The 13,644-nt window shown below is 68.7% G+C and carries 15 protein-coding genes; 12 read left to right on the top strand and 3 right to left on the bottom strand.

The annotated features are described in order from the left end of the window. Positions 1-13: 13 nt before the first annotated feature. Genes NDR87_RS05680 through NDR87_RS05670 form a run of 3 tightly spaced genes read left to right on the top strand, consistent with a single transcriptional unit; the run spans position 14 to position 2,531 of the window. The gene (locus NDR87_RS05680; protein ID WP_251910204.1) at positions 14-946 is read left to right on the top strand and encodes a bifunctional MaoC family dehydratase N-terminal/OB-fold nucleic acid binding domain-containing protein; all 933 of its coding nucleotides are present in this window, start codon (positions 14-16) and stop codon (positions 944-946) included. Then, the gene (locus NDR87_RS05675) at positions 943-1,359 is read left to right on the top strand and encodes a MaoC family dehydratase (protein ID WP_251909857.1); all 417 of its coding nucleotides are present in this window, start codon (positions 943-945) and stop codon (positions 1,357-1,359) included. The genes NDR87_RS05680 and NDR87_RS05675 overlap by 4 nt, the downstream gene beginning before the upstream one ends. Continuing rightward, entirely contained in the window at positions 1,356-2,531 is a 1,176-nt protein-coding gene (locus NDR87_RS05670; protein WP_251909858.1) for a lipid-transfer protein, read from the top strand. The genes NDR87_RS05675 and NDR87_RS05670 overlap by 4 nt, the downstream gene beginning before the upstream one ends. Before the next feature lie 9 nt (positions 2,532-2,540). On the opposite strand, the gene NDR87_RS05665 is transcribed toward NDR87_RS05670, so the two are convergent. Further along, a complete protein-coding gene (locus NDR87_RS05665) occupies positions 2,541-2,972 on the bottom strand; it encodes a hypothetical protein (RefSeq protein ID WP_251910229.1) in 432 nt (143 codons plus the stop codon). Between NDR87_RS05665 and zapE the strand changes: the two genes are divergently transcribed. The 6 genes from zapE (at position 2,868) to NDR87_RS05635 (ending at position 7,963) form a co-directional block, all read left to right on the top strand. After that, positions 2,868-3,593, top strand: a complete 726-nt coding sequence (gene zapE / locus NDR87_RS05660; protein ID WP_251941078.1) for a cell division protein ZapE — start codon at positions 2,868-2,870, stop codon at positions 3,591-3,593. The genes NDR87_RS05665 and zapE overlap by 105 nt on opposite strands. Positions 3,594-3,837: 244 nt before the next feature. Beyond that, a complete protein-coding gene (locus NDR87_RS05655) occupies positions 3,838-4,761 on the top strand; it encodes a DUF4129 domain-containing protein (protein WP_251909859.1) in 924 nt (307 codons plus the stop codon). Next, a complete protein-coding gene (locus NDR87_RS05650; protein WP_251909860.1) occupies positions 4,758-5,261 on the top strand; it encodes a hypothetical protein in 504 nt (167 codons plus the stop codon). The genes NDR87_RS05655 and NDR87_RS05650 overlap by 4 nt, the downstream gene beginning before the upstream one ends. A 28-nt stretch (positions 5,262-5,289) precedes the next feature. Beyond that, complete coding sequence (locus NDR87_RS05645; protein ID WP_251909861.1) at positions 5,290-6,252, top strand: MoxR family ATPase; 963 nt, start codon at positions 5,290-5,292, stop codon at positions 6,250-6,252. Further along, positions 6,249-7,523, top strand: coding sequence for a DUF58 domain-containing protein (locus NDR87_RS37180; RefSeq protein WP_286013112.1), 1,275 nt, complete (start codon positions 6,249-6,251; stop codon positions 7,521-7,523). Before NDR87_RS05645 ends, NDR87_RS37180 begins: the two co-directional genes overlap by 4 nt. Further along, a complete protein-coding gene (locus tag NDR87_RS05635; protein WP_251909862.1) occupies positions 7,520-7,963 on the top strand; it encodes a hypothetical protein in 444 nt (147 codons plus the stop codon). The genes NDR87_RS37180 and NDR87_RS05635 overlap by 4 nt, the downstream gene beginning before the upstream one ends. A 142-nt stretch (positions 7,964-8,105) precedes the next feature. Here the strand turns inward: NDR87_RS05635 and NDR87_RS05630 are convergent, their stop codons facing one another. Both NDR87_RS05630 and kstD read right to left on the bottom strand, forming a co-directional pair. After that, positions 8,106-8,969: a MaoC/PaaZ C-terminal domain-containing protein gene (locus tag NDR87_RS05630; protein ID WP_251909863.1), complete on the bottom strand. Its 864-nt coding sequence runs from the start codon at positions 8,967-8,969 to the stop codon at positions 8,106-8,108. Positions 8,970-8,979: 10 nt separating this feature from the next. Further along, positions 8,980-10,680: a 3-oxosteroid 1-dehydrogenase gene (kstD, locus tag NDR87_RS05625; protein WP_251909864.1), complete on the bottom strand. Its 1,701-nt coding sequence runs from the start codon at positions 10,678-10,680 to the stop codon at positions 8,980-8,982. Positions 10,681-10,819: 139 nt separating this feature from the next. Here kstD and NDR87_RS05620 point away from each other — a divergent pair, with 139 nt between their 5' ends. From NDR87_RS05620 to dmpG, 3 genes are read left to right on the top strand one after another with little or no spacing between them, the layout of a single operon-like run. Continuing rightward, on the top strand, positions 10,820-11,605 hold the full coding sequence (locus NDR87_RS05620) for a 2-keto-4-pentenoate hydratase (RefSeq protein WP_251909865.1): 786 nt from the start codon (positions 10,820-10,822) through the stop codon (positions 11,603-11,605). Between the two features lie 11 nt (positions 11,606-11,616). Continuing rightward, entirely contained in the window at positions 11,617-12,528 is a 912-nt protein-coding gene (locus NDR87_RS05615; RefSeq protein ID WP_251909866.1) for an acetaldehyde dehydrogenase (acetylating), read from the top strand. Between the two features lie 9 nt (positions 12,529-12,537). After that, positions 12,538-13,575 carry a 4-hydroxy-2-oxovalerate aldolase gene (gene dmpG / locus NDR87_RS05610; protein ID WP_251909867.1) on the top strand — a complete coding sequence of 346 codons (1,038 nt, stop codon included), beginning with the start codon at positions 12,538-12,540 and terminating at the stop codon, positions 13,573-13,575. The last annotated feature ends 69 nt before the right edge of the window (positions 13,576-13,644 follow it).

The raw sequence follows: 13,644 nt of genomic DNA, 5'->3' as shown, positions 1-13,644 counted from the left end.
CGTGCCGGAAACCATGACAGCGGCGGAGATTCGCGCCGCGGGCGAGCGGATCGAGGCGGCGGGGGAGTGCGCGCCGCGGGTGGCCCGCGATCCGGTGAATCAGCCGATGATCAACAACTGGGTCGAGGCCATCGGCGATCGCAATCCGATCTATGTCGACGCCGACGCCGCGCGCGCGGCCGGACATCCCGGCATCGTCGCCCCGCCGGCCATGGCCCAGGTGTGGACCATGCCGGGCCTGCACGGCGCGCGCCCGGCCGACGATCCGATGAACGCCGTCAACGCGCTGCTCGACGCGGCCGGCTACACCTCGGTCGTCGCCACCAACTGCGAGCAGACCTATCACCGCTATCTGGAGATCGGCGAGCGGGTGCAGGCCCGCACGCGACTGCGGGATCTGGTGGGGCCCAAGCGGACCGCGCTCGGCGAGGGCTGGTTCGCGACCTACGTGCTGACCTGGTATGTGGGCGAGGAGGCGGTCACCGAGATGCGGTTCCGGATGCTGAAATTCGCGCCCGGAACCGGTAAAAAGGCCGAGTCGCAGGAGGGTACGAGCCAGCGGGTGCGCCCTATCATCTCTCGCGACACCGAATTCTTCTGGGAGGGAGCGAAACTCGGGGAGCTGCGCATCCAGCGGCTGCCCGACGGGACGCTGCGCCATCCGCCGATACCGGCGCTGTGGCAGGACAGGTCCGAGACGACCGATTACATCGTCGCCTCCGGGCGGGGCCGGGTGTTCAGCTACGTCGTCCATCATGCGCCGCGGGTGCCCGGGCGGACGCTGCCCTATGTGGTGGCGCTGGTCGAATTGGCGGAGGGCGTGCGCTTCCTGGGCGAGCTGCGCGGGGTGGCGCCCGAGGCCGTGCGCATCGATCTGCCGGTCGAGATCGCCTTCGAAAGGCTCGACGACGACACCGTGCTGCCGTATTGGAAGGTGAGCGTATGACCGCCACGCTGGAACCGGCCGCCGTCACGGTCGGAACGACGTTGCCGGAGTTGGTGATTCACGCCGACCCCACCTTCGTGGTGTCGAGCGCGCTGGCGACCAGGGACTTTCAGGACGTGCACCATGATCGCGACAAGGCGGTGGCGCGCGGTTCGAAGGACATCTTCGTCAACATCCTCACCGATATGGGGCTCGTGCAGCGCTTCGTCACCGACTGGGCGGGGCCGGGGGCGGTCGTGAAATCCAATGCGGTGCGGCTGGGCGTGCCGCTCTACGCCGGGGACACGCTCACGCTGTCGGGCACCGTCACCGCCGTCGCGGACGGCGACATCCATATCGAGGTCGTCGGTCGTGACAGCCTGGGCGAGCACATCCAGGCCGAGGTCGTAATCGCACTGCGGGAGAAGGTATGAGCAGCGCACTCGGCGGCAAGGCCGCGATCGTCGGAATCGGCGCGACGGACTTCTCGAAGGATTCCGGGCGAAGCGAACTGCGGCTGGCGGCCGAGGCGGTCACGGCCGCACTCGACGACGCCGGGCTCAGCGCAGCGGATGTGCACGGGCTGACGACGTTCACGATGGACACCAACACCCAAGCCGCCGTGGCGCGGGCGGTCGGGATTCCGAATCTGACCTTCTTCAGCAATATTCCGTTCGGCGGCGGCGCGGCGTGCGCGACCGTGCAGCAGGCGGCGATGGCCGTGGCCACCGGCATCGCGGACGTCGTGGTGGCCTACCGTGGTTTCAACGAGCGCTCCGGGCACCGATTCGGCCAGTTCTCCACGCAATTGGCGACCGCGCCGACCTCCTCGGGCGTGGACGCCGCCTGGGGCTACCCGCAGGGCCTGGGCACGCCCGCGGCCCAGGTGGCGATGGTGGCCCGGCGCTATATGCACGTCTACGGCGCGACCAGCGCGGATTTCGGGCGGATCGCGGTCGCCGACCGCAAACACGCGGCCGTCAACCCGGCCGCGCACTTCTACGGCAAGCCGATCACCCTGGAGGAGCACCAGAATTCGCGCTGGATCGCCGAGCCGCTGCACCTGCTCGATTGCTGCCAGGAGACCGACGGCGCGGTCGCGATCGTCGTCACCAGCGTCGAGCGGGCCCGCGACCTACCCCAGCGTCCCGCCGTCATCGCCGCCGCCGCCCAGGGCTCCGGCCCCGACCAGTACGTCATGACCAGCTACTACCGCGACGCCATGACCGGCCTACCCGAAATGGCCCTGGTCGGCCACCAACTCTGGACCCAGAGCGGCCTACGCCCCGACGATATGCAAGCAGCCATCCTCTACGACCACTTCACCCCCTTCGTCCTGATGCAACTCGAGGAACTGGGCTTCTGCGGCCGCGGCGACGCCAAACACTTCATCGCCGACGGCGCCATAGAACGAGGCGGCCGCCTCCCCCTCAACACCCACGGCGGCCAACTCGGCGAGGCCTACATCCACGGCATGAACGGCATCTCCGAGGCGGTCCGCCAAATCCGCGGCACATCGGTCAACCAGGTCGAGGGCCTGGAGCACATCGTGGTCACGGCGGGTACGGGGGTGCCCACCTCGGGGCTGGTGCTCAGCGCGAATTGAGGCGGACCGCTAGAGATCGAATCCGCGGTGCAGCCGCGCGTCGATTTCTGTTGAGCCGAGCGGGTTTTCGTTGCGATAGCCGCCGATCGGCGGGTCCGAGCGCGCTGCGGAGGCAGCGACGCTGCGTAGCTGTGCTCGCAGGACGCCGGTGAGCCGCGCGGTGCTGTCGGGCGTGCCCGCGGGCATGGAATTGCGGCGCCCGGCGAAGCGATCGAAGACCAGCCCCTCGAGCACGGCGATGAAATCGGCGGCCGCCTGGTCGGGGTCGGCCGCGCCGAGGGCGGTGAAAAGTCTGCCCGCGTGTTCATGGGAGAACAGGCACCCGGTCAGGCGGCGGTGCAGTTCCTCGTCGGCGAGCGGATTGCCGCGACCGGATCGTTCGAGGCGGGGCTGGCCGCGCTGGTGGGGGATGCGGAGCTGATCTGCTTCGACGAGTTCCATGTGCACGATATCGGGGACGCCATGTTCGTCGCACGGCTGCTCGACTGGCTGTTCGCGCGTCGGGTGGTGCTGGTGGTCACCTCGAACTACCTTCCCGAGGAATTGCTGCCGAATCCGCTGTGGCACGATCGCTTCGTGCCGGCCATCGAGCGAATTCGCGCGCGACTGGATGTGGTGGCGGTCGACGGGCCGTGCGACTATCGCGGTGGTGGTGATCATCGGTGGGGATTCTCGGCGGGGCGGTACATCGTGGGATCGGTGGCGATTGCGGGCGGGGTGGAAATTCCGGTCGGGCACGGCCGGATCCGAGCCCGTGCGGTGGAATCGGACACGATCGTCGTCGATTTCGATCAGCTGTGCGGGAATCCATTGTCCGCGGCGGATTTTCTGGATATGGCGCGCAGATTCCGGCATTGGACGGTGTGTGAGGTACCGGCGCTGCGTGCGGTGCCGGGGGATTGGGTGACTCGATTCGTGTACCTCGTCGATGTGCTCTACGACGTCGACGCCGAGCTCATCCTGTATGCGCACATGTCGCGCGAGGAGCTCGTCGGGACGGGGGCCGGGGTGCGTGATCTGGATCGGACCGCGAGTCGATTGCGGGCCCTCGTTGCGGAGTGAACTTTACCGGGCGAACGCAGAATTGCATTCCGGTGAACCGAAACGGGGGTGGATCTGTTTGTGCCGCAACGCGGCTCGGGCGGGATGATGTTTGTGTCTCTTCACAGGTGAATGCGAAATGCTTGACCGGATGCGGTGATACGCCGTAACGGTGTGCCGATTTTCCTGATGACGGACCGTTCGGCATGTAACGATGTGGCTGTTTCGGGCAGTTTCGAGGTTCTGGGAGAGGCCGGTGGGCCGGGTGGGAACGGCGATACCGCGCGCGGTCGGAGCGATCGCGCTGCTGGCGCTGGCCGTGCTCGCGCTGCGCGGTTTCGTGCCGGGAACCGGTGGGCCGCAAGCCGCCTCGCCGCCCTCGGCGATCAGCGTCGCGCTCATGCCGGTGCTGTCGCTGGTATCGGTGGTCATCCTGCTGGCGGGGGTGATCAGCAGCCAGCACCGGCTGCCGCTGGCCATGCCCGCGCGCGATCGCGAGCGGGTGCGTCGGCCCCGGCAGCTGCGGCGGTGGGGCGGATATCTGCTGATCATCCTCGCGCTGCTGACCCTGTTCGCCGCCGCCGTCTGGGTGGTGCGCCTGATCGTCCCGGAACGGTCGGCGCCGTCGCGGCCCCCGGCCGCGCCCGCGACCACGACCGTCGAATCACCACCGCCCGCACCGAATCCGTTCTCGGGCACACCGCATCTCAGCGGCCGCACGCTGGTGCTGGTCGGCGGCTCGGCCGCCATCCTGGTCGCCACGGCCCTGGCCGGACTGGTGACAGTGGCCATCGCCTCCCGTCGGCAGTCGACCGCCGCACCCGAGGCCCCGGCGCCCACCCCGGCCGAACCGCCCGTCTCGCTGGCCGAGGTCGCGGAGATGGGCCTGGCCGCCATGACCGCACCCGGCCAGGACGCCCGCGAGGCGATCATCGCCTGCTACGTCGCCATGGAACAGGGCCTGGCCCTGGCCCGCGAGGCCGCGCCGCTGGCCTCCGACACCCCCTCGGAGGTGCTCGCCCGCGCCTTCGATCGTGGTGCGCTGCACGACGCCTCGGCGCGCGAACTGGTGGCGCTGTTCGAGGAGGCCCGGTTCAGCCCGCATGCCATGCTGGAGTGGCAGCGCATGCGCGCCGAACAGCTGCTGCGGATCGTGCTGAGAGATCTGCAGGGAGAGGCGGTCTCATGACGCGCTCGGTGATCGTGGCAGGCGCGATCGCGCTGATCCTGCTGGTCGAGCTGGCGGCGCTGGGCGATCAGCGGGCACTGCTTCCGGTGCTGACCGGGGTGCCGCTGACCGGCGGACTCGCCCTGCTGCTCTGGTCATTGGCCGAGCGCGCCCGCCACGTCGAACGAGACGATTCCGCCGACAACGAGATCGACAACGGCCCGGCCGAGATGCTGCGCCGCTGGCGGGCACGCGCGCAGATGCTGGCCGAGCGCGCCGACGGCTCACGCGCCGATTGGGACCGGCATCTGCGGCCGCTGCTGGCCAAGGAATTCGAGCTGTCCAGCGGCCACCGGATCGCCCGCGATCGGCGCGCCATCGAATCGGCCGGGATCATGCAGTTCGGGCCGGAGCTGTGGCCCTGGGTGGACCCGGCCAATTCGGCGCTGCGCGACCAGCGCAATCGCGCACCCGGTCGCGCGGCCCTGGACGAGATCCTGCGCCGTCTCCAATCGATGTGAAAAGGGTGCTACGAGTGTGAATTCGAATATGACGACTCCGATGGACGCCACGGTCAAACGCACCGACGCGGTGCTGGGTGAGATCGCCCGGGTGGTGGTCGGCAAACGCGAAGAGCTGCGGCTGATCATGGTCGCGGTGCTGGCGGGCGGGCACGTCCTGATCGAGGATCTGCCGGGCCTCGGCAAGACGCTGATCGCCCGGTCCTTCGCCGCCGCACTGGGTCTGCAGTTCACCCGCGTGCAGTTCACCCCCGACCTGCTGCCCGCGGACCTGATCGGCTCGACCATCTACGACATGAACTCCGGCCGCTTCAACTTCCGCCGCGGCCCGGTCTTCACCAATATGCTGCTGGCCGACGAGATCAACCGCACCCCGCCCAAGACCCAGGCCGCCCTGCTCGAGGCGATGGCCGAGAACCAGGTCAGCATCGACGGCGAAACCTTCCCGCTGCCACAGCCTTTCGTCGTGCTGGCCACCGACAATCCGATCGAGTACGAGGGCACCTATCCGCTGCCCGAGGCCCAACTGGACCGCTTCGCCGTGCAGCTGCGGCTGGGCTATCTGTCCGAGCAGGACGAGACCCAGATGATCCGCCGCAGGCTCGAGCGCGGCGCGGTGCCGCCACAGGTGGGACAGGTGGTCGATGCCCAGGGGCTGATGGAGATGCGCCAGGCAGTCGAATTCGTCACGGTACATCCGGATGTCGTGACCTATGTGGTGTCCCTGGCCGCCGCGACCCGCGGACATCCCCAGGTCGAGGTCGGTGCCAGTCCGCGCGCCGAGCTGGATCTGGTGCAGATGGCCCGGGCCCGCGCGCTGCTGCTGGGCCGCGACTACGTGATTCCGGAGGATGTGAAGGCGCTGGCGGTTCCGGCGATGGCGCACCGCATCACCCTGCGCCCGGAGATGTGGGTGCGCCGCATTCGCGGCGAGGACGTCATCGCCGAGCTGCTGCGCCGCCTGCCGGTCCCGCGCGCGACCGTGACATGAGGCATCGCGACACCGCCACGGTCGCCGAGACCGAATTGCGTTGGCGGCCAGCGCCACTGGTGTTCATGCTGGCGGCCGCGGCCGCCCCCGCGCTCGCCCTGGCGGTGATCCTGGGCCGGTGGCAGCTGCTGGTCTTCGCCGCACCCATGCTCGGCGTACTGGCGACCGCGCCGATGCAGCTGTCGCGCACCAGGATTCAGCTCGACGGTGCGGGGGTGCTGCGCTGCTTCGAATCCGAGGAGGTGGTGCTGACGGTCGCCGCGTTCGTCGAGGAGGGGCATGCGCTGCTGCGCTGCAAGCCCGAACCGATGAACGAACTCGAGCTGCGGGTGGAGGAGTCGCTGGATTCCGGTCCCGCCCCGGCCGGGCTGCGACTGGCGCTGTCGACCCGGCGGTGGGGGCGCTATCCGGTGCGGGTTCGGGTCACCGCCCTCAGCCCGGCCGGGCTGGCGGTGGCGTCGGTATCGCTGCCCGCGGGACAGCTCTACGTCTACCCGATCGCCGATCCGCAGCGAATGCGCCTGCCGCGCACAGAACTTCCCGAGCGTATCGGCACGCATCCGACCCGTCGGCACGGGCCCGGCGTGGAATACGCCGATATTCGCGCCTATGCCCCCGGCGATCAGCTGCGCACGGTGAACTGGCCGGTCAGCGCCCGGCGCGGCCGCCTCTACGTCACCGAGCGGCTCACCAATCGCGCGGCGGATGTCGTTGTGCTCGTGGACACCTCGCTGCAGGCGCCGGGTCCGGCCGCGGACTCGCTGGAGCTGTCGGTACGCGGCGCGGCCCAGGTCGCGCAGTCCGCGCTGCAGGCGGGCGACCGCACGGCCGTGGTCTGTCTCGGACAGGCGCCGCGCTGGTTGCGGCCCGATATCGGGCGGCGGCAGTTCTATCGGATCGTGGACACCGTGCTCGACGTGGGTGAGGAGCACATCTTCACCTCGGGCACGCTGGCCCCGCACGCGGCGGTGCCGCTGGGTGCGATCGTGGTGGCGTTCTCCACCCTGCTCGACACCCAGTTCGCGCTGGCGCTGATCGATCTGCGCAAGCGCGGACATGTGGTGGTGGTTGTGGATGTGTTGCGCGGCGCGCCTTTTCGCGAGGAGCTCGAGCCGACCCTGGCCCGGATGTGGCAGCTGGAGCGCACGGCGATGTATCGGGACATGGGCACGGTCGGCGTCGACATCGTGTCGTGGCCGCCGGACGCCCGGCTCGATCAGATCATGCGGCTGCTGCCGCAGCATCGCCGATTGGTGCGGGTGAAGCGGTGAACAGATTCCTCGCGGTGCTGTCCGGACTGCTGCTGGCGGCGGCCGTGACGATCGTGCTGCCCTGGGCGGGCGTGCCCGCGCTGGCGCTGATGGTGGCCGGATGGTGGTGGCGGAGCTGCGCGGTGGGCGCGGTGCTGGTCGCCCTCGGGGCCGTCGCCTGGGAGGATCCGGGCGCGCCGACGGCCGCCGCGACCGGGGTGGTGGCCACGACCTATCTGCTCAATACGGCCACCGTGCACGCGCCGCGCGGTGTGGTTCCTACCACATTGCCGTCGGTCGCGGGCGCGCTGATCGCGGCGGCCGCGGCCGTCGCGGCGAGCCTGGTTCCCGGGCGTTTTGCCTGGTTACCGCTTGCCGCACCGATTCTGGTGATCGTGGTCTGGGCCCTGATCGTGCAGGGGCTGGTACCCGAGCGGGTGGATCGGTCGAACGACCAGTAGACTGGTGACGACACCATGTAATACTACATCCTGTAGTATCCGGCCCATGTGGCTTATCCCGATCATCGCCGTCGCCAGCTCCGTCGCCATCGCGATCCTGTTCGCGACCGGCTTTCCCGAGCACTGAATCGACCGCTCCCGCTCACGCGGTGAAGCTCAGGCGCACATCGCCGAGTACCGGGGCGTCGTCGCGCTCCGGCGCCGTGGCGGCGATCACGACCTCGCCCGTGCCCAACCACATCCGCGAGCGGATCGTCTCCCCCGGATAGAGCACGCCCGCGAACCGGGCCCGGAAACCGATGACCCGCGCGGCATCCGAGCCGAGCACGGTGTCGACGGCGGTCTTGCAGACCATGCCGTAGGTGCACAGACCGTGCAGGATCGGATTCGGAAAGCCTGCGGCGCGGGCGAATTCGGGATTCGAATGCAGCGGATTGCGATCCCCGCACAGGCGGTAGAGCAGCGCTTGCTGTGGCAGCGTCGGCGTCAGGATGTCGAAATCCGGTGCCCGGTCCGGCAGTTCGGACCGGGTGCTGGGTCCGCGCTCGCCGCCGAAACCGCCCTCGCCCTTGGCGAAGATCGACGATCGCGCCGTCCACAGCGGCTGCCCGTCCGAACCGGTGACCGTGGTCTCCTGCACGACCACCGCCGCCGAACCCTTGTCCCAGACCTCGCTGATGCGCCCGGTGCTCGACCCCTTGCCCTCGGCCGGAATCGGCCGGTGCACCACCACCTCCTGACTGGCGTGCACCACCTTGGCCAGGTCGATCTCCACCCCAGGGAAGCTCACCCGCGGCGGCTCGGTCACCCGCAGCGTCGGCGCGACGGTGGCGAAACTGGGTAGCACCTGAGGGGCGCGGTCGTCGAGATAGCGCAGTTCGGCCGGGTCGGTCCAGCGCGCGCCCGCGCCCAGGCCCAGGTGATACAGCTGCACATCCGACGGTGACCAGGCGAATTCCAGTGGCGGAAGTGCCGCTCCCAGAGCGACTTTCGGGTCGATCGGCATAGCGCCCTCCTCAGCTGTCCGCGCGGCTCGCCACCGGCTGCCGGTGCGCGCGTTCGACGATATCCAGTACCGCGAGGTATCCGAAGGTGATCGCGGGGCCGATGGTCGCGCCCGGCCCGGCGTAGGTGTGACCCATGACCGGAGCGGAGGTGTTGCCCGCGGCGTAGAGGCCCTCGATGGCCGTGCCGTCCTCGCGTAGCACCCGGCCCGCGGTGTCGGTGACCAGGCCGCCCTTGGTGCCCAGATCGCCGGGGAACATCTTGGCGGCGTAGTACGGTCCCTGCACCAGCGCGGCCAGGCACGGGTTCGGCTTGACGGTCGGATCGCCGTAGTAGCGGTCGTAGGCGCTGTCGCCGCGGCCGAAATCCTCATCCACACCCGTCTCGGCGAAACCGTTGAATCGCTCGACCGTATCAGCCAGATTCCGTTCCGGCACACCCATTTTCAGCGCCAGCTCGGCCAGCGTCGGGGCCTGGACGATATTGTCGTTCTCCAGCCAGCGCCGCGGAAAGCGCTGTCCCGGTTGCAGTCCGGCGAAGATGTAGCGGTTGCGATAGCGCTGGTCGAAGACCAGCCACGCCGGGACATGCTCGCCCGGCCCGTCGCCCTGACCGTACTCACCGCCGTACATCCGGTGCACGGCCTCGACGTAGGGCAGGGATTCGTTGAAGAACCGCTTGCCCCGCATATCGACGATCAGCCCACCGGGCAGATTGCGCTCGGCCAGGCAAAACCACGGGCGCCCGCCCTTGAAAACCGTTGGGCCCCACCAGGCATCAGCCATGAAATCCACGGCGGCGCCGAGTTCCTGGCCCGCGCGGATCGCGTCGCCGGTATTGGCCGCCGCGCCCGTGGTCCATGCGGTGGAGATGGGTTCGCGCTGATATTTGTGCCGCATATCGGCGTTGTGCTCGAAACCGCCCGCGCCCAGGACCACGCCGTAGCGGGCCCGGAAGGTGACCGCCTCGCCCCGATGCGTGGCCTGCACGCCGACCACCCGGCCGTCGGCCACCGCCAGGGCGGTCATCGGGGTCTCCAGCAGCAGCGGCACATTCGCGTCCAGCAGGCCCTTGCGCATGCCCGCGATGATCGCCTGACCCATGCCCAGCAGGTGTTTACGGGTGAACTTCGCCCAGTAGGTGCGCGCGCCGACCCGCAGCGCGCGCGCCACGCCCTTGGGGTGGCGGCGAATCAGGCTGAGCCGCACGAAGTCCGCCTGGGTCGTCACCACATTCAGCGGGGCCTTCGCGTACGGTGGCTCGAGCTTGAACCGCTCCTCGCCGAGCACCATGGCGTCGAACGGCTTGGGCTCGCAGGATCGGCCGAGCGGTGCGCCGCCGGGCGCCTCCGGATAGTAATCGGGATAGCCCGGAACCCAGTGCAGTCGCAGCGCGCTGTGTTCGAGGACGAAGTTCAGCGCCTCGGCGCCGCGATCGATGTAGGTATCGATCCGCTCCCTGGGCACGACATCGCCGATGATGCTGTGCAGATAGCGGCGGGCCTCCTCCCGGTCGTCGGGACGGCCCGAGGCGAGCAGCGCCTTGTTGCCCGGGATCCACACGCCGCCGCCGCTGCGCGCGGTCGACCCGCCGTAGTGCGCGGCCTTCTCCAGGATCACCACGCGCAGGCCGTGATGTGCGGCGGTGAGGGCGGCGGTCATTCCGGCGGCGCCGCTGCCGACCACCACCACATCGTATTCCCGATCACTCATGTAGAACACGTTATAGAATCGGCCCAGGTTCGGTCTATATTGATCTGGCAGACGGGACTGCTGAAGCGACAAAGTGCAGGAAAACTCGTTTCAGTTTCGGCTCCCGCTGTCGACCGGGCCCCAGTGGAAGGAATTGAGCGTGCTGTCGGATGCGGTACGGAGTGAACTGGCCGCCCAGCTCGCGGCCGCCGAGCGCGACCGGGTGCCGATCGACCCGTTGATCGCCCGGTATCCGGATATCGACGTGGTCGATGCCTACGAGATCCAGCTGATCAACATTCGGCGGCGAATCGCGGGCGGGGCGCGCATCGTCGGGCACAAGGTCGGGCTGTCGTCGAAGGCGATGCAGCAGATGATGGGCGTCGACGAGCCGGATTACGGGCATCTGCTCGCCGAGATGCAGGTCCGTGAGGACACGCCTGTGGCGGCGGGGCGGTATCTGTCTCCACGAGTGGAAGTGGAGGTCGGCTTCGTACTCGGCGCGGATCTGCCGGGGGAGGAGTGCACCGAGGCGGATGTGCTGGCCGCGACCGTCGCCTACGCGCCCGCGATCGAGCTCATCGATACCCGGATCAAGGACTGGAATATCGCGCTGTGCGACACCATCGCCGACAACGCGTCCTCGGCGGGCTGGGTGCTGGGGCCCCAGCGGGTGCGCCCGGAGCTGCTCGACATCACCGAGATCGACGCTCGGCTCACCCGCAACGGCGAGGTGGTCGCCGAGGGCCGCAGCGATGCCGTACTCGGCGATCCGACCATCGCGGTGGCGTGGCTGGCCCGCAAGGTCGCCTCGTTCGGCGTGCGACTGCGCGCGGGCGACATCGTGCTGCCCGGGTCTTGCACCCGGGCCATCGACGCCCGGCCGGGCGACGCCTTCCATGCCGAGTTCGCCGGACTCGGTTCCGTCCGTTTGGAATTCAGCTGAGGAGACCAGCAGTGCCTGCCAATGCAAAGGTCGCGGCCGCCATCGTCGGCTCCGGCAATATCAGTACCGATCTGCTGTACAAGCTGCTGCGCTCGGATCGAGTCGAACCGCGCTGGATGATCGGAATCGATCCCGCCAGTGAGGGTTTGAAGCGCGCGGCGTCCCTCGGGCTGGAGACTTCGCACGAGGGGGTGGACTGGCTGCTCGCGCGCTCGGAGCTGCCCGAGCTGATCTTCGAGGCGACCTCGGCGTATGTGCATCGCGATGCCGCGCCGAAGTATGCCGAGGCCGGGATCAGGGCGGTCGATCTGACCCCGGCCGCGGTCGGGCCCGCGGTGGTGCCGCCGGTGAACCTGGACGCGAATCTGGACGCGCCGAACGTCAATATGATCACCTGCGGTGGGCAGGCGACGATTCCGATCGTGGCGGCGGTGTCGCGGGTGGTCGAGGTGCCCTATGCCGAGATCGTGGCCTCGGTGTCGTCGGTGTCGGCCGGGCCCGGGACGCGCGCGAACATCGATGAGTTCACCAAGACCACCAGCCGGGGCGTGCAGACCATCGGCGGGGCCCGGCGCGGTAAGGCGATCATCATCTTGAATCCGGCCGAGCCGCCGATGATCATGCGCGACACCATCTTCTGCGCGATTCCCGAGGATGCCGACACCGACGCGATCGCCGCGTCGATCCAGCGGATGGTGGCCGATATTCAGCAGTACGTGCCCGGCTACCGGCTGCTCAACGAGCCGCAGTTCGACGAGCCGAGTGTGATTTCCGGTGGGCTGGCGAAGGTTTCGGTGTTCGTGGAGGTGGAGGGGGCCGGTGACTTCCTGCCGCCGTACGCGGGCAATCTCGACATCATGACCGCCGCCGCCACGCGGGTCGGCGAGGTCATCGCCGATCAAATCGTCTCGGCACGGGTGTAAGGAGCCGATATGCCTTTCTCGAACGAACTCGACATTCGCGTCACCGACACCTCGCTGCGCGATGGATCGCACCACAAGCGGCATCAGTTCACCCCGACCGAGGTGCGCGATATCGTCGCCGCCCTCGACGGTGCGGGTGTGCCGGTGATCGAGGTGACCCACGGTGACGGCCTGGGCGGTTCCTCGTTCAACTACGGATTCTCCAAAACCCCCGAGCAGGAACTGATCACGATCGCGGCCGAGACCGCCCGGCGCGCCAAGATCGCGGTCCTCATGCTGCCCGGCGTGGGCGTCAAGGAGGACATCAAGATCTCCCAGGACAACGGCGCATCCATCGTCCGCATCGCCACCCACTGCACCGAGGCCGACGTCTCCATCCAGCACTTCGGCCTGGCCCGCGACCTCGGCCTCGAGACCGTCGGCTTCCTCATGATGTCGCACACCCAGCCCCCCGAGGTGCTGGCCAAGCAGGCCCGAATCATGGCCGACGCGGGCTGCCAGTGCGTCTATGTGGTCGACTCCGCCGGAGCCCTTGTCCTGGAACAGGTCTCCGACCGCGTTTCCGCCCTGGTCGCCGAACTCGGCGACGACGCCCAGGTAGGCTTCCACGGCCACGAAAACCTGGACCTCGGCAACGCCAACTCCATCTTCGCCATCCGCGCCGGAGCCACCCAAATCGACGGCAGCGCAAGACGTTTCGGTGCGGGTGCGGGCAACACTCCGGTAGAGGCCCTCATCGCCGTCTGCGACAAACTGGGCATCGAGACCGGCATCGACTTCTTCGCCATAGCCAACGCCGCCGAAGACGTGGTCCGCCCCGCCATGCCCGCCGAATGCCTCCTCGACCGCCAGTCCCTCATGATGGGCTACGCCGGGGTCTACTCCAGCTTCCTCAAACACGCCGAACGCCAAGCCAACCGCTACGGCGTCTCGGCCGCGGAAATGCTGGTCCGCGCGGGCAAACGCAACCTGGTCGGCGGCCAGGAGGACCAGCTGATCGACATCGCCCTGGAACTTCACCGCGAACAGCAGGCCACCACGGCCTGAAGTCATCGAGACCCCGGGTCGCGGTCGGCATGCGCCACGAGCCGATCGCGACCCAGCTCGACTACAGGA

It is taken from the genome of Nocardia sp. CDC159 (genome assembly GCF_023740735.1).
Lineage (GTDB): Bacteria > Actinomycetota > Actinomycetes > Mycobacteriales > Mycobacteriaceae > Nocardia > Nocardia pulmonis.
Note: the sequence above shows the minus strand (reverse complement) of the source record. Positions and strands in the feature narration are given on the sequence as shown.